Source organism: Caballeronia sp. TF1N1, from assembly GCF_022878925.1.
GTDB lineage: Bacteria > Pseudomonadota > Gammaproteobacteria > Burkholderiales > Burkholderiaceae > Caballeronia.
Genome location: NZ_CP084627.1, coordinates 408,832 through 428,853, shown reverse-complemented (window position 1 = coordinate 428,853; position 20,022 = coordinate 408,832). Strand labels below are relative to the sequence as shown.

The 20,022-nt window shown below is 62.9% G+C and carries 20 protein-coding genes; 5 read left to right on the top strand and 15 right to left on the bottom strand.

Annotated elements, in window-relative coordinates:
- Positions 1-119 precede the first annotated feature (119 nt).
- From LDZ28_RS15975 to LDZ28_RS15925, 11 genes are all read right to left on the bottom strand, one after another.
- On the bottom strand, positions 120-605 hold the full coding sequence (locus LDZ28_RS15975) for a GNAT family N-acetyltransferase (protein WP_244829371.1): 486 nt from the start codon (positions 603-605) through the stop codon (positions 120-122).
- Positions 606-734: 129 nt separating this feature from the next.
- Positions 735-1,112 carry a fluoride efflux transporter CrcB gene (gene crcB, locus LDZ28_RS15970; protein ID WP_244829370.1) on the bottom strand — a complete coding sequence of 126 codons (378 nt, stop codon included), beginning with the start codon at positions 1,110-1,112 and terminating at the stop codon, positions 735-737.
- A 46-nt stretch (positions 1,113-1,158) separates the two neighbouring features.
- Entirely contained in the window at positions 1,159-1,377 is a 219-nt protein-coding gene (locus tag LDZ28_RS15965) for a hypothetical protein (RefSeq protein ID WP_244829369.1), read from the bottom strand.
- An 86-nt stretch (positions 1,378-1,463) separates the two neighbouring features.
- Positions 1,464-2,288 (bottom strand): M55 family metallopeptidase, encoded by an 825-nt coding sequence (locus tag LDZ28_RS15960; RefSeq protein ID WP_244829368.1) that lies wholly within the window; start codon positions 2,286-2,288, stop codon positions 1,464-1,466.
- Positions 2,285-3,295, bottom strand: a complete 1,011-nt coding sequence (locus LDZ28_RS15955) for a P1 family peptidase (protein WP_244829367.1) — start codon at positions 3,293-3,295, stop codon at positions 2,285-2,287. Before LDZ28_RS15955 ends, LDZ28_RS15960 begins: the two co-directional genes overlap by 4 nt.
- Entirely contained in the window at positions 3,292-4,191 is a 900-nt protein-coding gene (gene gsiD, locus LDZ28_RS15950; RefSeq protein ID WP_244829366.1) for a glutathione ABC transporter permease GsiD, read from the bottom strand. The genes LDZ28_RS15955 and gsiD overlap by 4 nt, the downstream gene beginning before the upstream one ends.
- Before the next feature lie 7 nt (positions 4,192-4,198).
- Positions 4,199-5,119 carry a glutathione ABC transporter permease GsiC gene (gene gsiC, locus LDZ28_RS15945; RefSeq protein WP_244829365.1) on the bottom strand — a complete coding sequence of 307 codons (921 nt, stop codon included), beginning with the start codon at positions 5,117-5,119 and terminating at the stop codon, positions 4,199-4,201.
- A gap of 12 nt (positions 5,120-5,131) precedes the next feature.
- Positions 5,132-6,661, bottom strand: a complete 1,530-nt coding sequence (gene gsiB, locus LDZ28_RS15940) for a glutathione ABC transporter substrate-binding protein GsiB (RefSeq protein WP_370652206.1) — start codon at positions 6,659-6,661, stop codon at positions 5,132-5,134.
- Positions 6,662-6,723: 62 nt separating this feature from the next.
- On the bottom strand, positions 6,724-8,616 hold the full coding sequence (locus LDZ28_RS15935; protein ID WP_244829363.1) for a dipeptide ABC transporter ATP-binding protein: 1,893 nt from the start codon (positions 8,614-8,616) through the stop codon (positions 6,724-6,726).
- On the bottom strand, positions 8,613-9,581 hold the full coding sequence (locus LDZ28_RS15930; protein ID WP_244829362.1) for an isoaspartyl peptidase/L-asparaginase family protein: 969 nt from the start codon (positions 9,579-9,581) through the stop codon (positions 8,613-8,615). The genes LDZ28_RS15935 and LDZ28_RS15930 overlap by 4 nt, the downstream gene beginning before the upstream one ends.
- Positions 9,578-10,549: a MurR/RpiR family transcriptional regulator gene (locus LDZ28_RS15925; protein ID WP_244829361.1), complete on the bottom strand. Its 972-nt coding sequence runs from the start codon at positions 10,547-10,549 to the stop codon at positions 9,578-9,580. The genes LDZ28_RS15930 and LDZ28_RS15925 overlap by 4 nt, the downstream gene beginning before the upstream one ends.
- 192 nt (positions 10,550-10,741) lie before the next feature.
- Between LDZ28_RS15925 and LDZ28_RS15920 the strand changes: the two genes are divergently transcribed.
- Both LDZ28_RS15920 and LDZ28_RS15915 read left to right on the top strand, forming a co-directional pair.
- Positions 10,742-12,007, top strand: coding sequence for a mechanosensitive ion channel family protein (locus tag LDZ28_RS15920; protein ID WP_244829360.1), 1,266 nt, complete (start codon positions 10,742-10,744; stop codon positions 12,005-12,007).
- A gap of 194 nt (positions 12,008-12,201) precedes the next feature.
- Entirely contained in the window at positions 12,202-13,194 is a 993-nt protein-coding gene (locus LDZ28_RS15915; protein WP_244829359.1) for a LysR family transcriptional regulator, read from the top strand.
- On the opposite strand, the gene LDZ28_RS15910 is transcribed toward LDZ28_RS15915, so the two are convergent.
- Positions 13,191-13,487, bottom strand: coding sequence for a YciI-like protein (locus LDZ28_RS15910; protein ID WP_244829358.1), 297 nt, complete (start codon positions 13,485-13,487; stop codon positions 13,191-13,193). The genes LDZ28_RS15915 and LDZ28_RS15910 overlap by 4 nt on opposite strands.
- Before the next feature lie 203 nt (positions 13,488-13,690).
- Between LDZ28_RS15910 and LDZ28_RS15905 the strand changes: the two genes are divergently transcribed.
- Both LDZ28_RS15905 and LDZ28_RS15900 read left to right on the top strand, forming a co-directional pair.
- Entirely contained in the window at positions 13,691-13,870 is a 180-nt protein-coding gene (locus LDZ28_RS15905) for a hypothetical protein (protein WP_244829357.1), read from the top strand.
- A gap of 148 nt (positions 13,871-14,018) precedes the next feature.
- Complete coding sequence (locus tag LDZ28_RS15900) at positions 14,019-15,893, top strand: OmpA family protein (protein ID WP_244829356.1); 1,875 nt, start codon at positions 14,019-14,021, stop codon at positions 15,891-15,893.
- 89 nt (positions 15,894-15,982) lie between these two features.
- On the opposite strand, the gene LDZ28_RS15895 is transcribed toward LDZ28_RS15900, so the two are convergent.
- The gene (locus LDZ28_RS15895; RefSeq protein ID WP_244829355.1) at positions 15,983-16,471 is read right to left on the bottom strand and encodes a hypothetical protein; all 489 of its coding nucleotides are present in this window, start codon (positions 16,469-16,471) and stop codon (positions 15,983-15,985) included.
- Between the two features lie 216 nt (positions 16,472-16,687).
- Here LDZ28_RS15895 and LDZ28_RS15890 point away from each other — a divergent pair, with 216 nt between their 5' ends.
- Entirely contained in the window at positions 16,688-16,942 is a 255-nt protein-coding gene (locus LDZ28_RS15890) for a GlsB/YeaQ/YmgE family stress response membrane protein (RefSeq protein ID WP_244829354.1), read from the top strand.
- Between the two features lie 85 nt (positions 16,943-17,027).
- On the opposite strand, the gene hutI is transcribed toward LDZ28_RS15890, so the two are convergent.
- Both hutI and hutU read right to left on the bottom strand, forming a co-directional pair.
- The gene (gene hutI / locus LDZ28_RS15885) at positions 17,028-18,236 is read right to left on the bottom strand and encodes an imidazolonepropionase (RefSeq protein ID WP_244829353.1); all 1,209 of its coding nucleotides are present in this window, start codon (positions 18,234-18,236) and stop codon (positions 17,028-17,030) included.
- Entirely contained in the window at positions 18,233-19,921 is a 1,689-nt protein-coding gene (hutU, locus tag LDZ28_RS15880) for a urocanate hydratase (RefSeq protein ID WP_244829352.1), read from the bottom strand. Before hutU ends, hutI begins: the two co-directional genes overlap by 4 nt.
- Positions 19,922-20,022: the final 101 nt, after the last annotated feature.

The window sequence follows — 20,022 nt, the reverse complement described above, 5'->3', positions numbered from 1 at the left end:
GTTTCTTCCTGTCTATACAAGTTAGGCACAAGTCTAAACGGGCAGAAAGGACGAAACAAGGGGCTATCCGGGATTACACCGAGGCAATCCCGAACATAGCGCTTGACTTGTCTATACAGCTACAGAACTTTCTCCATCACGAGTTGCGCGAAGCGCTGCCCCCGCACCTCGACAGCGCGTGCAAGCAGCATGGTGAAGCCGCAATACTCGAAGAACGGCTGCGAGCCCAAGCTCGCATACGTGTGCAGCACGCGCATGCCGTTTTTCTCGGCATGCTCCTCGATGGACGCGAGCAGCGCGGTGGCCACGCCTTTGCGCTGATGCCTCGGCTCGACGAACATCATGTCGATGAGCCCGTTTTCGTGGACATCGGCGAAACCGGCGAGCTCGTCGTCGGTGAATGCCACCCAGGTTGGCCGGCTGAGGCGGGCGGCATGCCACTCCTCGCGGTCGGTTTGCGCCCAGGCATCGATTTGTGCCGGGCTGTAGTACTCGGACGCGCTTTCACGAACGGCGCGCACGAACAGATCGATCACGCCGTCGAGGTCACTCGCCTGGTACGGTCTGATGTCAACTCTCGGGAACTGGGACTCGAACTCGACCATCTCATCACCTTCGTATTGCAGTCAAAAGAAACAAGCCGCGTGCGCGAAGCAGCGGCGAAAGAGCGTGAAGACACGCGGGAAAAAAGTCGGGATTCATGCGGAACGCGGCGCTGCGGCAACGTGCGTGGATCAGCTGACCCAGGCCACCGTCGCAATACCGAGCGCGGTCATTGCGAGCGACGCGCCGACGTGCAGCGCGATCTCCGCGAGCGCCCAGCCGGGCCGCCCTTGCTGAAGATGCGCGACCACTTCGGCCGAGAACGTGGAGAACGTGGACAAGCCGCCCATCAGACCGGTCGTGACGAAGAGACGCCATTCAACGGAGATGTCCGGCAAGCGCGCAAAGGTCGCGACCGCCACGCCGATGATGTATCCGGCAATCACATTCGATGCAAAGGTGCCGAGCGGCAGGTTTGGAAAGATTCCATTGAGGCGCAAACCGAGCGCCCAGCGAAGCAGCGATCCCAGCCCGCCGCCTATTCCCACCGCGATGATCGACAAATACATAAATAAAATCGATGTGAATGAAAGGTTGTCCGCACTCGTGCTGCACTCAGACGTCAGTCGCAAGCCGCTCGATTAGCGCCGCGCGGCTCGTCTCGACGATCCACTGCTCGGCGTGCCGCAGCCGCGCCGCCCATGTGCCATTGCGCCGCTCTTCCCAGCAACCGGCTTCGTGGCCGTCGATGAAAAGCGAGCCGCGCATGACGAGTTGCGGAGCGGCGGGATCGAGCGTCGCATCGTCGTTGTGTTCGAGCTTCACGTCGTGCATGAAAGCGCCTGCAAAAAATCGTTGAAGAAAGTACCGTGCCGATGACCGATCAGCCAAGACCTCCATTCTAACGATAGTTCCTCCGTTCACCGTAACATGAAGGACATTGCCGAAAGGCAATTGAGTGTGCGTACGACCTGTTCGATGCCGGGCGCATCGAAGGCGAGTGTGACGGCATCGAGCCGTTCGAGCGTCGGCCACTGACAGAAGAGATCGGCGTAAGCGGAGCTTTGCGTGCGCAGTTCGCAACGGCGTGAGTCCGGTGCATGGTGTGCGCGTGAACTTGAATGACGCGAGGCCTCGACAGTCTCCTTCGCCGCGCGCCTGATCGATGCGCACGCGGCTTCTGGCGTATCCGTAACGCCGCTCGAATAGCCGTGCGCCGTCTTCACGCAAACGAAGTTCGCGTCCGGGAACACGGGCAAGGTCTCCGCGCCGAACACGTCGTCGCCCGTGATGAGCGCGACGCGTGCGCCGCGCGCCTCGGCAAGCTGCCCATAGAGCGCGGCCTCGCCAACCTCTTCTCCGTCGAGCATCACGCGCGCAAATGCAGCGCTGTTGATGGTATGCGCGAGAATTCCGCGACTCTGCGCCCGCGCGTGATAGCCGACCATGAACACCAGTTCCGGCGATGCCTCCAGTCCCGCCATCATGCCGAGCGTGCGCGGCTTGCCGAGCACGAGACGCGCGCGCGGATCGAACGCGTTCGGCAATAGATTACGAAAGCCGCCGTGAGAATCGTTGACCCAGACTTCGGTCGCGCCGCCATCGAAGGCACCGAGCACGGCGGCGTTCGCTTCGTTCGTCATGAAGCGGCGCGCCTGCTCGTATTCGCCGTTGCCCGCGCGCGTTTGCTCCGGATGGAACACGCCCGCGACGCCTTCGATATCCACCGAGATCAACACTTTCATTGGCTTTTCCACACTTCGTTGAGCGACTCGCGACGATGCCCGTCGCGGCCCGTGACGCTTTCGGCGCTGAAGAGCGCGTCGAGAATGGCCTGTTCGGTGGCGTCCGCCACGCATTGAAAGAGCGGATCGAGACGCGCGTCCGGCAGCAAGCGCGGCAAGTCGATGAACTCGGCGTCATGAGGCACGGTGTACGCCGTCGAAAACGCCAGCGCAATGTCGCCGCTACCGTGACCGAAGACCGAACCGGTGCGCGCGAGCCCGGCTGCGGCGCGCATGGCGAGACGGCGAAGCTGCCGCGCATCGAGCGGTGCGTCGGTGGCGATCAGCATGATGATCGAACCTTGCTCGCGTTCTGGCGCCTGCGCTTGCAGCGTGCGTCCAATGGCATCGCCTGCAATCGTGAGTTGCGGAAAGCGTCCGAAGTTGGCGAGCACGAGCGCGCCTGTGGTGTAGCGTTCATCGCCGATATCGACGACACGCGAGGCCGTGCCAATCCCGCCCTTCAAGTCGAAGCACGACATGCCGCGTCCCGCGCCCACGGCGCCGCGCGCGAAGTCCGGCGAACACGAAGCGAGCGCATGCCGGTAATGCGCTTCTTCGACGGCGAACGCCTGCATGTCGTTCAGAAAGCCGTCGTTGCATTCGAGCACTAGCGGATTCACGCTCGGCCAGTCGCGGCCAATGCGCGGATTGCCTTCGAGCGCCGCGCGGATCTGCGCGTTCGCCACCGTGCCCGCCGCGAAGGTGTTGGTGAGCGCGACAGGCGTTTCGATCACGCCGAGTTCATCGATCTGCACGAGCCCGACGCTCTTGCCGAAGCCGTTGATGACGCATGCCGCCGCTGGCGTCTTGTTGCGATACGCATCGCCGTCATGCGCGCGCACCACCGTCACGCCGGTTTGAATCGCGCCATCGGCGAGGGTGTAATGGCCAACGCTCACGCCCCGCACGTCCGCAATGCTGTTGCGCGCGCCCGCGTCGAGCACGCCGATATGCGGCGGCTTCACGGCCGGTCGAGCTTGGGATCGAGCGCGTCGCGCAGACCGTCGCCGAGCAAATTGAACGCAAGCACCGTCAGAAAGATGGCGAGGCTCGGGAAGATGGCGACGTGCGGTGCCATCGCCATGTCGGCGCGGGCTTCGTTGAGCATCGCCCCCCACTCGGGCGTCGGCGGCTGCGCGCCGAGGCCGAGAAACGAGAGACTCGCCGCCGTGATGATCGACGTGCCGATACGCATGGTGAAATACACGACGATCGAGGAAATGGTCCCCGGCAGAATGTGCCGCATGATGATGGTCCAGTCCGACGCGCCTATGCTGCGCGCCGCCTCGATATACGTCAGGTGCTTGAGCGCGAGCGTGTTGCCGCGCACGAGCCGCGCGAACGCGGGAATGCTGAAGATAGCCACCGCGCAGATCACGTTGATCATGCCGTTACCGAGAATGGCCACCACGCCGATGGCGAGCAGAATGCCGGGGAACGCGAACAGCACGTCCGAAATACGCATGACGATGCGGTCCCACCAGCCTTCGTAGTAGCCCGCGAGCAGCCCGAAGAACGTGCCGATCACCGCGCCGATCACGACCGACAGCAACCCCGCCGAGAGCGAAATGCGGCTGCCGACGAGAATGCGGCTCAAAATGTCGCGGCCGAGCGAGTCGACACCGAACCAGTGCGCTGCCGAAGGCCCCGCGTTGAGCGCGTCGTAATCGAAATAATTTTCCGCGTCGTAAGGCGCGATATACGGCGCGATCACCGCGATCAGGATCAGAAGCACGACGAACACGGCCGCCGCGAGCGCCACGGGCTGACGCTTGAGCTTGCGCCAGAACTCCGTCCACGGCGTGCGGATCTCCTGTTGCGGCGCGACCGCGACCTTGGCCTCTGTGGCTGTCACACTCATGCGGTCCTCACTTGAAACGAATGGTCGGGTTGATGACCGCGTAGAGGACATCGACCACCAGATTGATGACGATGAATTCCAGCGAAAACAGCAGCACTTCGGCCTGGATCACGGGATAGTCGCGCATCTCGACGGCATCGACGAGCAGGCGCCCGAGCCCCGGCCAGTTGAACACTTTCTCGACCACGATCGAGCCGCCCAGCAGGAAGCCGAACTGCAGGCCCATCATGGTGACGACGGGGATCATCGCGTTACGCAGGCAGTGTTTGACGATAACCATCGGCTCGTGCACGCCCTTCGCGCGCGCGGTGCGCACGAAGTCCTCGCCGAGCACTTCGACGAACGACGCGCGCGTGAAGCGCGCCATCACGGCGGCCACGGCCGCGCCGAGCGTGAGCGACGGCAGCACGTAGCTCTGCCACGAACCATCGCCGACGATAGGCAGCCAGCCGAGCTTCACCGAAAAGATTTCCATCAGCAACATGCCGAGCGCGAAGGCGGGAAACGAGATGCCCGATACCGCGATGGTCATGCCGAGCCGGTCCGGCCACTGGTTGCGCCAGACCGCCGAGACGATGCCTATCGCCATGCCGAACGCCACGGCCCACGCCATGCTCGCGAGCGTGAGCCAGAGCGTCGGCATGAAGCGCTCGCCGATCTCCGTGCTCACCGGACGCTTGCTGCGCGTGGACATGCCGAAGTCGAAATGCACGATCTTGCCGAAGAAGCTTGCGAATTGCTGCGGCAAGGGCTTGTCGAGACCGAGATCGGCCCGCACGAGCGCAACCGTCGCCTGATCCGCTTCGGGTCCGGCGGCCAAACGCGCGGGATCGCCCGGCAACATGTGCACGAACAGAAACACCAGCACCGCGACGATGAAGAGCGTCGGCAAGAGCCCGAAGAGGCGTTTGGCGAGGAAGGTAAGCATCGTCGAGGCGCTTTACTTGATCGCGATGTCGTCGAAATTGAACGAGCCGTCGGGCATGACGTAAGCGCCCGTCAGACGCTTGCTGCGCGCATATACCACTTTCTCCGTGACGAGGAAGATCCACGGGGCGTCGTCCCAGATGCGCTTTTGCGCGTCGGCGTAAAGCTGCGTCTTCTCCTTGCGGTCGGTCGTGGTGAGCGCCTTTTGCAGATCGGAATCGACGGTATCGTTCTTGTAATAGGCCGTGTTGAAGAGCTTCGGCGGAAACGACGAACTCGCGAGCAAGGGCGAGATGGCCCAGTCCGCTTCGCCCGTCGACGACGACCAGCCGACGTAGTACATGCGCACCGGCGCGGTGGCCGGCTCCGGCGCGCTTTCCACGCGTTGCACGCGCTGGCCGGCTTCGAGCGCTTCGATCGTGGTCTTCACGCCCACTTGCGCCAGCTGCTGCTGCACGAACTGGATGATCTTCTGCGCCGTCGTGTGGTTATAGCCCGACCACAACACGGTCTCGAAACCGTTCGGATAACCCGCTTCCTTCAGCAGCTCGCGCGCCTTGGCCGGATCGTATTTCCACGGCCCGAGCTTGGTGGAGAAGTCCACGCCCGGCGGCGCCACGCCTTCGGACGGCACCGCGTAACCGGCAAACGCGACCTTCACGAGCGCGTCCTTGTTGATCGCATAGTTGAGCGCCTGACGCACCTTCGGATTATCGAAAGGCTTCTGCGACGTGTTCATGCTCACGTAGCGCTGAATGATGGAAGGCGCCGCGATCAGATCGACCTTCGGGCTCGCCTTGAGCGTCGCGGCCTGCTCGAACGGAATCGAAAAAGCGAAGTCCGCTTCGCCCGTTTGCATGAGCGCGGCGCGCGTGTTGTTATCGACCACCGGCTTCCAGTCGATCATGTCGATCTTCGGATAGCCTTTCTTCCAGTAGCCCGCGAACTTCTTCACCTTCAGGTCGTCGGTCTGCTTCCATTCGACGAACTCGAACGGTCCCGTGCCGACCGGATGAAACGCGATGTCCTTGCCGTATTGCTTCAACGCGGTGGGCGAAATCATCACGCCCGCCGGATGCGCGAGCACGTTGATGAACGCGGAAAACGGCATCTTGAGCGTGATCTTCACCGTGTACGGATCGATCACTTCGGTCTTCTCGATCTTGTTGAAAAGACCGTAGCGCTTGAGCTTGTTGTTCGGGTCCGTGACCCAATCGAAGGTCGTCTTCACGGCTTCGGCGTTGAAGTCGGTGCCGTCCTGAAACTTCACGCCCTGCCGCAGCTTGACCGTGTAGACCTTCGCGTCCGGACTCGCTTCGTAGCTCGTCGCGAGCACGGGCTGAATCTTCATATCCTTGTCGAAGCCGAAGAGCCCTTGATAGAACGACTTGGCGACCGCTTGCGAGAGCGTGTCGTTGGCATCGTAGGGGTTCATCGTCGTGAAGGTCGAGGCCACCGCCATCACGGCGGTGCTCTGGGCGAACGCGGGCGCGGCGGCAAGCGCGCTGAATACGCATGCGCTCGCGGCTAAAAGCGCGCGCATGGAGCTGGATTTCGTTGACGGCATCGTTAGACTCCTTTGACTTGACTGATCTTGACTAGCGCTTAATAAGCGCCGCCGACATGATGCTCGGCGACATAATGGTCCGGGCCGACCGCAACGAGTTTCGCCACCACCGGTTCGTCGCCGAGTTTGCGGATTGGGCTCGGTATTTCGTCGGCGGCGAGCATGCGTTTGGCGTGACGGCGCGCGGGATCGGCCACCGGCACCGCGCTCATCAGCTTTCTCGTGTACGGATGACGCGGCGCTTCGAACACCGCCGCGCGCGGCCCGATCTCGACGATCTGCCCGAGATACATCACCGCCACGCGATGACTCACGCGCTCGACCACCGCCATGTCGTGCGAGATGAAGAGATACGCGACGCCGAGTTCGCGCTGCAGATCGAGCATGAGATTGACGATCTGCGCGCGCACGGAGACATCGAGCGCGGAGACGGATTCATCGGCGATCACGACTTTCGGGTTCAATGCAAGCGCACGCGCAATGGCGATCCGTTGACGTTGCCCGCCCGAGAATTCATGCGGATAACGCTGCGCGGCTTCGGGCGGCAAGCCGACTTTTTCGAGCAGCCAATCCACGCGTTGTTGCGCTTCGCGTCCGCTTGCGACGTTGTGAACGAGGAGCGGTTCCATCACGGAAAAGCCCGCGGTCAAACGTGGATTCAGCGAGGCGAACGGGTCCTGAAAGATGAACTGGATATTGCGGCGCAGCGCCTGAAGTTCGGGGCCTTTCAGCGCGCTGATGTCGCGTCCGTCGAATTCGATGGAACCGCTCTGGCTTTCGACGAGCCGCAAGAGCGAGCGCCCCGTGGTCGACTTGCCGCAGCCCGATTCGCCGACGAGCGCAAGCGTCTCGCCCGGACGCAGATCGAAACTCACGCGCTCGACCGCATGCACCGCCGCCGTCGTGCGTCCGAAGATGCCGGTCTTCACCGGAAAGCGCGTGACCAGATCGCGCACGCGCAAAATTGGCCGCGCGGTTTCGTCGATGGCGGGCTGCGTCTCTCTTTCGACCGCCGCGGATGGCCGCAGCGCGCTGGCATCGTCGGGGGCGAGTTCGGCGGGCTCCACTTCGAGAATCGGAAACTTGGCGGGGCGATCGGTGCCCTGCATCGCGCCGAGCGTCGGCACGGCGGCGAGCAGCGCCTTCGTGTACGGATGCCGCGGACGCGCGAACAGCGCGTCGGATTCGGCTTCCTCCACCTTCTCGCCGCGATACATCACCAGCACGCGATCCGCCACTTCCGCGACCACGCCCATGTCGTGCGTGATGAAGATCACGGCCATGTTCATCTCGTCCTGCAGGCCGCGCACGAGTTGCAGAATCTGCGCCTGAATGGTCACGTCGAGCGCGGTGGTCGGTTCGTCGGCAATGAGCAGCGCGGGCCGGCACGAAAGCGCCATGGCGATCATCACGCGCTGCCGCATACCGCCCGACAACTGATGCGGATAGCGCCCGAACACGCGGCGCGCCTCGGGAATGCGCACGAGATCGAGCAGACGCAGCACTTCGTTCTTCGCCTCCGCGCGGCTCTTGCCCTGATGCAGCGCGATGGCTTCCGCGATTTGATCGCCCACCGTGAACACCGGATTGAGCGAGGTCATCGGCTCCTGGAAGATCATCGCGATATCGGCGCCGCGCACGCCGCGCATCGTGGCGGACGAGGCTTGCGCCAGATCGAGCACTTGTCCGCTGCGTCGCCGGAACGCCATGCTGCCTGCCGTCACCGCGCCGCCGCCGTGTTCGACGAGACGCATGAGCGCAAGCGACGTCACCGACTTGCCCGATCCCGATTCGCCGACAATGGCGAGCGTCTCGCCACGATCGACGGCAAAAGACATGTTGCGCACCGCTTCGACCGTGCGCGAGCGCGAGCGGAAAGTGACGGAGAGATCGCGTACGTCGATGACGCGTGCGTCGGGTAACGTCGTCATGTGCGGTAGATCGCCGTGAAGGGTTGCTCGCCCACGCGCGCGAATCCGCGATACATCCCTTCGGTATTGAACGGCAGCGTGACATTGCCCTTTGCATCGACGGCGATGAGTCCGCCGCGTCCATCGATACGCGGCAGCTTGTTCATCACGACATCGCGCGCGGCGACTTCGAGCGGCAGCCCGCGATATTCCATCTGCGCCGCCACGTCGTATGCAGCCAGCATGCGCATGAACATCTCGCCCGTGCCCGTGGTCGAGACCGCACAGGTCGCATCGTTCGCGTAGCAGCCCGCGCCGATCAACGGAGCATCGCCGACGCGGCCGATCTGCTTGTTGGTCATGCCGCCCGTCGATGTCGCGGCCGCGAGATGACCGTGCGCGTCGAGCGCCACCGCGCCGACCGTGCCGAACTTCTTCGCGGGATCGAGCGGATCGTTTTCGCCCGCGGCGAGCGTCGCGGCGTCGTGATCGAGCATCGTGCCGGATGCGCCACGCGCCTTGTGCCATTGCTCGTAGCGCGCATCGGTATGAAAGTACGACGGCTCGACGAATTCGAGGCCTTGCGCCGCCGCGAACGCTTCCGCGCCGGCCGCCGTGAACATCACGTGTTCGCTCACGTCGAGCACGCGGCGCGCGGCGAGCACCGGATTCTTCAAGCGCGTCACGCAAGAGACGGCGCCCGCTTCGAGCGTCGCGCCGTCCATGATGGATGCATCGAGTTCGTGCGTGCCCGCGGACGTGAAGACCGCGCCGTGACCTGCATTGAAGAGCGGACAATTTTCGAGCAGACGCACGGCTTCGGTGACGGCGTCGAGTGCGCTTCCGCCATCGGCGAGCAGGCGTTCAACCGCGCGCAGAATCTCCGCGAGCGCCGCGTGATAGCGCGCTTCGGCGTCGCTCTTGAGCGCGGCGCGTACGATCGTGCCGGCGCCGCCGTGAATGGCAATGAGCGGAATGGCGTTCATGATTCGCGCGGCTCCGTGTGGGGATGTCGAGTCTGCCGGCGGCGCGGTGTCTGCACGCCGGACGCACTCTTGAGGATAGAAGGTGCGACGAGCCACGGCAGCACGAATTCGGTCAATCCGGATGCCGCCTCGACCGAACGCTTCGCGCGATGCGCAACGGCGTCGCACAAGGCTTCGATGACGGCAAGCACGGCGGTGTCGCAATTGGCGGCGAGCCGCCGTTCCGCGCCGATGGTCAGCACGAGATCCGCGATACGCGCGAGCGGCGACGCGATGCTGTCGGTGAGCGCAACGACGCGCACGCCATGGTCGCGCGCTTGCCGCGCAAGCGTGATGGTGTCGTCGACATAGCGCGGGAAGGCGATGGCAACGAGCAAATCCTCGCGCGATGCCGTGAACAGACGCCGCGCCGCATGCGATGGCCCGCCCGTCAGCGCGAGCGACTGCACGTTCGCGCAATAAGGCGTGAGGCCATGCTCCATGAGACCGGCGAGGAACGCGCTCGCGCCGTAACCGAGCACGAAGACCTGGCGCGCCGCGAGAATGGCTTCGACGACGGCGACGGCCTTCGCGGCATCGACGGAAGTCTGGGCAAGACGCAGGTTCGCCGAGGCCTGCGCGAGCGAGGCATCGAAGACATCCGCGCCGCTCGCGGGCGATTCCAGCGCGGAGCGCAATCGTTCGACCGGCGCGATGGTCGCTTCGAAGCCGCGCACCAACGCCTCGCGAAACGCGGGATAGCCGGAAAACCCGAGCGCGCGCGCAAAGCGGTTCGCCGTGGCAACCGATGCCCCGACCGCTTCCGCCAGTTCGTCGATCCGCATGGTGGCCGAGCGAAACAGGTTGGCGAGCACGAACGCGCCCATGCGCTGATGGATCGGCGTCAGGCCCGGCATGGCCGCCGCGATGCGCGCGGAGATCAGATCGTCGGCATCCGTCGACGGAAGGACCGCTGGTGAGCGTGACATGGGCGCTGGAACAACTCCCGCTGTAAGCAAATGCAATGAAAGTATATTTACCCAAAACAATCGCGGAAAAAAATTCATTTTCATCGAGCGCGGGTTTTCGATAAGACGGTCATCGAGCAAACCGTGCGCGCGGAAATGGTGCGCGTTCATGCACAATACGGGGCGCCTTGCATTCGCCCTTTCGTGGAAGCCATGAATCTCGATTTTCTGCCCGACCAGTTGCAACAGCATTTGCCTACGCATCCGTGGGCGCAGCTGGTCTTCGGCATTGTCATGCTGGCGCTCGTCGCGCTCTTCGTGCAGTGGGTGGTCGCGCGCATCGTGCTCGTGATCGCGCACCGGCTGCTCGTGCTGGCCGGACACACCGCGTGGGATCAGGCGTTCATCCGCCGGCGCGCCTATCACCGGTTGTGGTACGCGGTCCCGTTTGCGACCATTGCGCTCGGTATCGACGACGTGCCGCATATCGGCCGCTGGGCGACGGTCATCGAGCGTGTGGCGCACAGCGGCGCGTGGGTGTGCGTGTTCCTCGCGACGGGCAGCGCGTTATCGGCGTGGCAGGATGTCTATGCGTCGAGCAAGGAAGCGCAGACGCGCTCCATCAAGGGCTATGTCCAGATCGGCAAGCTCGCGCTCGCGCTGGTGTGCAGCGTGCTCGTGCTGTCCATTCTCATCGACCGTTCGCCGCTCTGGATGCTCTCGGGTCTCGGCGCGTTGTCCGCCGTGCTGCTGCTCGTGTTCAAGGACACGCTGCTGTCGCTCGTCGCGAGCACGCAGCTCACGTCGAACGACATGCTGCGCATAGGCGACTGGATCGAGATGCCGCAAGCATCCGCCGATGGCTTCGTGAAGGACATCGCGCTGCATACGGTCAAGGTGCAGAACTGGGACAACACGGTCACCACGGTGCCGACCTACAAGCTCTTTTCGGAGAGCTATCGCAATTATCGGCACATGTTCGAATCGGGCGGGCGGCGCATCAAGCGGACCATGCGTATCGACGCGCAATGCGTGCGCTTTTTAAGCGACGACGAAACCGACCGTCTCATGCGCTTTCGCCTGCTGCACGATTATCTGCAGCAAAAACAAACGGAAGTCGAACAGGCCAACCGCAATCTCGGCGAACTCGCCAACGAACCCGCGAACCGGCGCAGGCTCACGAACATCGGCACGTTTCGCGCCTACGCGCTGGCTTACTTGCAGCGGCATCCCGAGATCCGGCAGGACATGACGATCATGGTGCGCATGATGGAGCCCGAATCGCAGGGCATTCCGGTGGAGGTCTACTGCTTCACCGCGACGACCGCCTGGACGCAGTACGAGCGCATTCAGGGCGATGTCTTCGACCATCTGCTGTCCATTCTTCCGGAGATGGGATTGCGGCTCTATCAAGCGCCGTCGGGCGCGGATATGTCGGGACTCTCGGGCCGTCTGCGCGGCGAAATGCCGACGCTTTGATTACGCCTTCACACGGGCGCGGGAAGAATCGGGCAAGAATCGTCCAGTTTTGTGTATTCACGCAAGGGTTTCGAATCCTTACGATGTGATCATCGCCGATGTGCCTTGTTTCCCGCCGCTTCGCCTGCCCGGTCAAGCGGCGGTGTGTAGTGGCGCGCATCGCCTTTCCATCGTCGGAATAAGGAAAACTCAACGTGATCGATCGCGTCCATGCCATGCGTGTCTTTACGCGTGTCGTCGATACGAACAGCTTCACGCGCGCTGCCGAATCGCTCGGCATGCCGCGTGCAAGCGTCTCGACGACTGTGCAACAACTCGAAGCATTGATCGGCGTGCAATTGCTCGCCCGCACCACGCGCCGCCTGAACCTCACGGTCGACGGCGCTGCTTATTACGAACGCTGCGCGCAGATTCTCGCGGATATCGACGAACTCGAATCCGGCTTCGGCGCGGGCGAGGAACGTCTGCGCGGACGGTTGCGCGTGGAGATGCCGGACACCGTCGCGACGTCCATCGTCGTGCCCGCGTTGCCGGAGTTCCATGCGCGTTATCCGCAGATCGAACTGTCGATCGGCATCGGCATGCGTAATGTCGATCTGGTCGGCGAAGGCGTCGATTGCAGCGTGCAGCTTGGCGAATTGCCTGACTCGGGGCTCATCGCGCGGCGGCTTGGCGTGCTCGAACAAGTGACTTGCGCGAGTCCCGCGTATCTGGAAAAGCACGGCATGCCCGCATCGGTCGATTCACTCGCGCAGCACGTCGCGGTGAACTGCGTGTCGAGCAAGAATGGCCGCCCCGCCGATTTCGATTTCGACGTGGACGGTGAAGCCGTCACCATGAAGATGCGCGGCTTCGTCCAGGTCGCCGATGAACACGCGTATCTCGCGTGCGGCATAGAAGGGCTCGGACTGATACAGCCGTTGCGGATCGCCGCGCAGCCGTATCTGCGCTCGGGGCAACTGGTGGAAGTGCTGCCGCAATGGAAGTCGCCGCCGCTGCGGGTCTCGGTGGCGTTCTTGAAGAGCCGGCAGGCGACGCCGCGCGTCTCGGTATTCGTCGACTGGCTCGCGGACCTCTTCGAGCGCACGCAGCAAATGGACGATACGCTCACGAGCCTTTATCGCGCCGCGCGCCGCAACGCGCCCGCACGCCGCGACCGGCCCTCGGAAGAAACCGCCGACGTCTAACGAACGGGCGTGGCCGCGTCCTCGCCCACCACGGTGTTCCACTTGCGCACTTGCCAGCGTTCGACGAGACCGTTCACCACGTAAGGATCGTTACGTGCGAACGCCTCGGCGGCCGCGGGCGAGTCGCCCTGAAACAGCAATATGGCGCGATCGGCGGGCGCATCGAGCGCACCGGCCAGCACGATCTCGCCGCGCTCGGCTGCCTGCCAGGCGAACTTCAGATGCGCATCGCGAAATTCCGCGCGCCGCTCGAGATAGTCGGCGCTGAGTTCGTAGATCATCAGGTAATGCATCGTCTGTCTCCTCGATGTGATTATGAACGTGCGAAGTATCCTATTTTGCATGCTTTCGGAGTTGTTTTAAGACTCCAATCAGAAGCGTCCGATCGCGTTCCCCGCAAGGATCAAACATCATCGACAGGTTAAGTCAAGGACCCGTCATGAAGCGCGATCAACCTCCCTGCAGTAGCTGCTCGAAGCACGAATGCCGTGCTTGCGTGTGGACCTCACCTCTCGATGCATCGTATCGCGCGTTCGTCCATTCGAACCCGGTCTACGCCATCCTCGCATCGAACGTGCATCAGCACGAACCCATGCCATCCGAAGCATCATGGCTCGGAATCGCCGCCAAACGCGTGGCCCGCTTTTTCTCGGATTCTTCCCTTCGGGCACGCTGATTCGAGCTCATGCCCGCTCAACCGTGACACGAACGTAACGGTTTCTGTAAATAAGTATCTCGAAAATATTTTAGGATAGCTGCGCATATAAAATGCGTCGCGTCAATGCGCCTTCATCTGGCGCTACAGCATATAGGATAGACAGTCGATGAGCATCAATCTGGTCCAGGCAGTCAGGTCCGCGATTACGGACCAAATCGCGGAACAGCTATCGCAGAAATTCGGTATCCCTGCGCAAATCGTTCAGCAGCTGACCGCACGCGCAGTGCCTGGTCTCGTTGCATCTCTCATGGAACGTTCGGCTTTTGCTGATGGCGCGAACGCGCTGTACACGGTCGTCATGTCGCCGGACGCGAACGCTTTTATCGCGGATCAGTTGAGCAACGTGATAACCACGACGAGTGGCCTCAAACACCTCGAAGCAAGCGGACATTTGATGGCCGCGCGCGCGACGGGACAACGCATCGACGCTCTGACAGATGCGGCTTCCATTGAAACCGGCGTGCCGGCACAAGCTACATCCGCCCTCTCGGGCATGCTGTCCGCCGTGTTGTTCGGTGTGCTGAAGCATTACTTCCTGCTCTCGCAGGTTTCGGTGCATGCGTTGCCCGCGCTGTTGCGCGATCAGGTAGCCGAAATCCGCGCAACGCTTTCGAACGGAATCGCGGCCGCCATTGGTCTTGGCAACACGGAAGGTTTTGCCAGCAATATCGCGGGCCGTCTGGATGCCGTCGGTTCGACGCTGGAACCGGCACTTGAGCCCGCTATTGCAACCATTCCAGCAACGGCGGCCATTGCGACGGCAACGCCACCGGCGCCGCGAGCCATTGCGCCTATCGCACCCGCACCCGCGCCCGCACCCACGCCCACGCCTGCGCCTGCTTCCACTCCCGCCCCCGCTTTCGCGGCCGCAACGACCCAAATGCGAGCACCCGTGCGCAAGCCCGCGCCGAAAAAGTCGCACAAATGGATTTGGCTCCTGTTTGCCATGCTCGCCGCGATTCTCGCGGCGGTGTACTACCGTGGCTTTACGAACGGCGACAAGTTCGACCTGAGAGCGTCGACCGCTGCATCACCCGTCACGCAGGTCACACCGGCTGCATCTTCGGTCGATACACAAGTCAATGGTTCAGACACGCTGCGCACGGACACGGCATCCGCAACGACGATAGCTTCCTCGGTCGATGCCGCAAGCGGCATCGCGGCGGCTTCCGTACCCGATGCAGCACCGGCGAAGTCTAAAGACGCCAGCTTGCTGTTTCACGTGAGTTCTGCGGGCATTCCTTCGATCGAGGCAACCGTTGCCACGGACGCCGAGAAGCAACGTCTGATCGATGCACTCGAACAGCACTTTGGCAAGAACTACAGCGCCAATGTTTCCGTCGATGCACAAGCGCGTCCCGCCACGTGGCTTTCGCACGTGACGGATCTCTTGCCGCTAATGGCCGTACCGGGCGCGGAAGCGAAAATCGCGGGTTCGAAGGTTGAACTGAGCGGCACGGCCGCCGAAGCGAAATTCGGCTGGATGGATCGCTTGAAAACCACCTTCGGCGACATGTTTCAGGTCAGCTCGTTCAACGTGGACAGCGCGGTCGCCAATGCCACGCAATCGTTCCGCAGCGCCATGAAGACACTGCTCGCCGCGGAAGATTCCTGTTCCGGCGACAAGCTCTCGAAGGTGCTCGATCTGCAGGTCGTCAACTTCGGACGCTCCAGCGCAACCGTGCCGCAAGACGCGTATGCCACGCTGGATCAGACTGCCGCGTTGCTGAAAGACTGCGCGGCCAAGGGTTCGATGGTCAAACTCGAAGTCGCGGGATACTCGGACGCAACAGGTGTTCCGACAGCCAAACTGGAAATGTCAAGGGAACGCGCTCAAGCCGTGCGCGGCTATTTGATGAAAGCCGGCGTGCCTTCGAATTCCCTCACGTCGAACGGCTACGGCGACGCAAACCCTATCGCCGATAATGCCACCGCAAGCGGTCGTTTCGCCAACCGTCGTATCGAGTTCGTCGTGAAATAAGCTGCGGGTTGGTGACTCGCTGCTCGTTGTCTGCAAGCCGTCGCAAATGCGACGGCTTTTTTATTGCGCTGACGCTTTTCGAGCGCCGCTCAATGCGGCGCCGCGTAGTCGTTCTCGGCCCAGCGTTCGGCGCTTGTCTTGCTCAGCTTGAACGCAGGCGACACGCGCACGTGCGCGAGCTGCGTGCCAAATGCATCGAAGGCCTTCAGGTTGGCGTAGGGGTCGTCATCGTCGGGGACGATTTCCAGCGTGACGGTAACGTCTTCGCCACGTACGTCGATGGAAACGTTCTTGTGCAGCATGGCATGCCGCTGCTGCTCGTGACGGCGCAATACCTCCGACGCCGTCTTGACCAGCGTGCGAAAAGCGTTCGCGTCCAGCGGCTTCGGGTTCTTCTTGTCGCGGCCCATGGTCCACGGGCCGACGAGCGCGGGCTCGGCCTCGCCCGCCTGGATCATCGCGACGGCCCAGCCATCGTCGTCTTCGTTCTTCATGACGCGAGCGGTCCAGCCGTCGTCGCGCCAGAGGCGGTCTTCGTGAATCGGGTCGTCGGTTGCGGGGAAATCGGAATCGGTCATGGCGGCGCCGTGCAGGCAAAGTGATGCAGAACACGGATTTTACCGCGCGAGATGACGTGGCATCCCACGTGCTAAGGAGACTGGCCGAATGGCCAATCCCGGCCAAGTCGCGCGGCGTGTCATATCCAAACGCATTGTCGCGTGCTACTTTGGACGTGCCGGAATGCGTCCGGAGCAATCTCAGCCAACGAGCAGCAATTCAGAAGGAGCTACCGCATGTTTGCATTCATCGGGACTTTGATCGTCGGACTGGTTATCGGGCTCATTGCGCGCGCCGTCAAACCAGGCGATGACAGCATGGGCTGGATCATGACCATCGTGCTGGGGGTCGTCGGTTCGCTGGTGGCGGGCTATGTGGGACGCGCGCTCGGCTGGTATCAGCCCGGGCAGCCCGCCGGATGGATCGCCTCCGTTATCGGCGCAATCATCTTGCTCGTCGTGTGGGGCATGATCCGCAAGCGCAGCGTGTGATTCTTATCGGTTGTCGAAAAACGCCTCGTGCTTTTGGACGAGGCGTTTTTTTGCCTTAATGCCTTAACGCCGTAAGGCCGTATTGCTAGACAAAAGTCGTCACCACTTCGCCGTTTCGCGCCACGCAATTGGGCAATGAACCGCCCAACCAATAAGCCAGCTCGGCCGGCCGACCGATTTTCCACGCGACGAAGTCCGCCGCCTTTCCCGCTTCCAGCGATCCATGCGAGCCGTGCAGGCCAAGTGCGCGCGCCGCATGAAGGGTGACGCCAGCGAGCGCTTCTTCCGGCGTCAGACGAAAGAGCGTGCAGCCGAGGTTGAGCATCATTCGCAACGAAAGCGCGGGCGATGTGCCGGGATTCAGATCGCTGGCGAGTGCAACTGGAACGCCGTGGCGCCGCAAGGCATCGACGGGCGGTAGCTGCGTTTCGCGCAGCATGTAGAACGCGCCAGGCAGCAGCACGGCGACGGTGCCCGCGCTTGCCATCGCCGCGGCATCCTCGTCCGTCATGTATTCGAGATGATCGGCGGAAAGCGCCTGATAGCGCGCCGCGAGGGTCGAACCACGCAGCGACGACAACTGTTCGGCGTGCAGCTTCACCGGCACGCCGTGTTTTTGCGCGGCGAGAAACACTCGCTCGACTTGTTGCGGCGAAAACGCGAGATGCTCGCAAAAGGCATCGACGGCATCGACCAGGCCTTCATCGATGAGCGCCGGCAATATTTCATCGCAGACGAATGCGATGTAATCGTCCGCGCGATTCGCATACTCGGGCGGCAATGCGTGAGCTGCGAGACAGGTCGCGCGCACGGTCAAGGGCAGCGTTTCGCCAAGGCGCCGCGCGACTTTCAGCATCTTGCGTTCGTTCGCGAGATCGAGCCCGTAGCCGGATTTGACTTCAAGCACGGTCACGCCGTCGCGCAGCAGGCCGACGGCGCGCGCGCGGGCGCTTTCGAACAGCGCGTCCTCGCTGGCTTCACGCGTCGCGCGTACCGTGCTTGCAATACCGCCGCCGCGCGCCGCGATCTCCGCGTAGCTCGCGCCTTCCAGACGGGCCTCGAATTCGCCGCTGCGGTCGCCGCCGAAGACGAGATGCGTATGGCAATCGATTAGACCCGGCGTAACCCACGCGCCTTCGAGATCGATACGCTCGCAATCGCGCTCCGGCGCGGCGACGCGCGGCCCGATCCATTCGATACGCCCGCCATGCGTCAGGATCGCGGCATCTTCGATGATCGAATACTTGCCGCCCGTCATGGTTGCGACGTGGCAATGCTGCCAGAGCTTGTTCATCGCTTGCCGTTCGCTCCGTCGATCATCGGCAAGTCGAGGCCTTGCTCGCGCGCGCAGTCGACGGCGATGTCGTAGCCCGCATCGGCATGACGCATGACGCCGGTGGCCGGATCGTTATGCAGCACGCGGGCGATACGCGCGTCGGCTTCGACGCTGCCATCGCAGACGATCACGACGCCCGCGTGCTGCGAAAAGCCCATGCCGACGCCGCCGCCGTGATGGATCGATACCCACGTTGCGCCGCTCGCCGTGTTGAGCAGCGCGTTGAGAAGCGGCCAGTCGGAGACGGCGTCCGAGCCGTCCCGCATCGATTCGGTCTCGCGGTTGGGGCTCGCGACCGAACCGGAATCGAGATGATCGCGGCCGATCACCACCGGCGCGGACAGCTCGCCGTTGCGCACCATCTCGTTGAACGCGAGGCCGAGCTTCGCGCGTTGCCCGAGGCCGACCCAGCAGATGCGCGCCGGCAAGCCCTGGAAGCTGATGCGTTCGCGCGCCATGTCGAGCCAGCGATGCAGATGCGCGTCGTCCGCGATCAGCTCCTTCACCTTCGCGTCGGTCTTGTAGATGTCCTGCGGATCGCCAGAAAGCGCGGCCCAACGGAACGGTCCGACGCCCCGGCAAAACAGCGGCCGGATATAAGCGGGCACGAAGCCGGGGAAATCGAACGCCTTCGTGACGCCTTCGTCCTTGGCCATCTGGCGGATGTTGTTGCCGTAATCGAACACCGGCACGCCTTGTTCGCGGAAGGCGAGCATTGCCCGCACGTGTTCGGCCATCGATTGCTTCGCCGCCTTCACCGTGCCCTGCGGATCGCTTTGCGCGCGGTCGCGATACTGCGCCCACGTCCAGCCGTTCGGCAGATAGCCGTTGAGCGGATCGTGCGCGCTCGTCTGATCGGTCACGAGGTCCGGGCGCACGCCACGGCGCACGAGTTCGGGCAGAACATCGGCGGCGTTCCCGCAGAGTGCGACTGACACCGCGCGTCCTTCGGACGTGTATTGCTGCATGCGGGCAAGGGCATCGTCGAGATCGGTGGCTTGTTCATCGACATAACGTGTCTTCAGACGGAAATCGATCCGGCTCTGCTGGCATTCGATATTGAGCGAACACACGCCCGCGAGCGTCGCGGCGAGCGGCTGCGCGCCACCCATGCCGCCAAGTCCGGCGGTCAGCACCCAGCGTCCCTTGAGATCGCCGCCGTAATGCTGCCGACCGGCTTCGACGAAGGTTTCATACGTGCCCTGCACGATTCCCTGGCTACCGATGTAGATCCAGCTTCCCGCCGTCATCTGACCGTACATGGCGAGACCTTTGGCGTCGAGTTCGTTGAAATGCTCCCAGTTCGCCCAGTGCGGCACGAGATTCGAATTGGCGATGAGCACGCGCGGCGCGTTCTCATGCGTCTTGAAGACGCCAACCGGTTTGCCCGATTGAATCAGCAGGGTTTCATCCGCTTCGAGCCGCTTGAGCGTTTCGACGATCTTGTCGAAGCTCGGCCAGTCACGCGCCGCGCGGCCAATTCCGCCATAGACCACCAGTTCGCGCGGATTCTCGGCGACTTCCGGGTCGAGATTGTTCATCAGCATGCGCAGCGGTGCCTCGGTCAGCCAGCTTTTGGCATTGAGTCGTGCGCCGCGCGGGGCGCGAATTTCAGTGTCGCGATAACGGAAAGATGAGGTCACGAGGCAGGCTCCTGCGCGTCGGAAGATTGAGCGAACGGACGCGGATTTCTCGCAGGCCCGAATTCGAGTTCATGTTCTTGTATATACAACTTTCATTGTAT

What these genes read in the sequence shown, in the direction of transcription:
- LDZ28_RS15975 (WP_244829371.1), bottom strand. Translation starts at nt 605, where the DNA reads ATGGTCGAGTTCGAGTCCCAGTTCCCGAGAGTTGACATCAGACCGTAC.
- crcB (WP_244829370.1), bottom strand. Translation starts at nt 1,112, where the DNA reads ATGTATTTGTCGATCATCGCGGTGGGAATAGGCGGCGGGCTGGGATCG.
- LDZ28_RS15965 (WP_244829369.1), bottom strand. Translation starts at nt 1,377, where the DNA reads ATGCACGACGTGAAGCTCGAACACAACGACGATGCGACGCTCGATCCC.
- LDZ28_RS15960 (WP_244829368.1), bottom strand. Translation starts at nt 2,288, where the DNA reads ATGAAAGTGTTGATCTCGGTGGATATCGAAGGCGTCGCGGGCGTGTTC.
- gsiD (WP_244829366.1), bottom strand. Translation starts at nt 4,191, where the DNA reads ATGAGTGTGACAGCCACAGAGGCCAAGGTCGCGGTCGCGCCGCAACAG.
- gsiC (WP_244829365.1), bottom strand. Translation starts at nt 5,119, where the DNA reads ATGCTTACCTTCCTCGCCAAACGCCTCTTCGGGCTCTTGCCGACGCTC.
- gsiB (WP_370652206.1), bottom strand. Translation starts at nt 6,661, where the DNA reads ATGCGCGCGCTTTTAGCCGCGAGCGCATGCGTATTCAGCGCGCTTGCC.
- LDZ28_RS15935 (WP_244829363.1), bottom strand. Translation starts at nt 8,616, where the DNA reads ATGACGACGTTACCCGACGCACGCGTCATCGACGTACGCGATCTCTCC.
- LDZ28_RS15930 (WP_244829362.1), bottom strand. Translation starts at nt 9,581, where the DNA reads ATGAACGCCATTCCGCTCATTGCCATTCACGGCGGCGCCGGCACGATC.
- LDZ28_RS15925 (WP_244829361.1), bottom strand. Translation starts at nt 10,549, where the DNA reads ATGTCACGCTCACCAGCGGTCCTTCCGTCGACGGATGCCGACGATCTG.
- LDZ28_RS15920 (WP_244829360.1), top strand. Translation starts at nt 10,742, where the DNA reads ATGAATCTCGATTTTCTGCCCGACCAGTTGCAACAGCATTTGCCTACG.
- LDZ28_RS15910 (WP_244829358.1), bottom strand. Translation starts at nt 13,487, where the DNA reads ATGCATTACCTGATGATCTACGAACTCAGCGCCGACTATCTCGAGCGG.
- LDZ28_RS15900 (WP_244829356.1), top strand. Translation starts at nt 14,019, where the DNA reads ATGAGCATCAATCTGGTCCAGGCAGTCAGGTCCGCGATTACGGACCAA.
- LDZ28_RS15895 (WP_244829355.1), bottom strand. Translation starts at nt 16,471, where the DNA reads ATGACCGATTCCGATTTCCCCGCAACCGACGACCCGATTCACGAAGAC.
- LDZ28_RS15890 (WP_244829354.1), top strand. Translation starts at nt 16,688, where the DNA reads ATGTTTGCATTCATCGGGACTTTGATCGTCGGACTGGTTATCGGGCTC.
- hutI (WP_244829353.1), bottom strand. Translation starts at nt 18,236, where the DNA reads ATGAACAAGCTCTGGCAGCATTGCCACGTCGCAACCATGACGGGCGGC.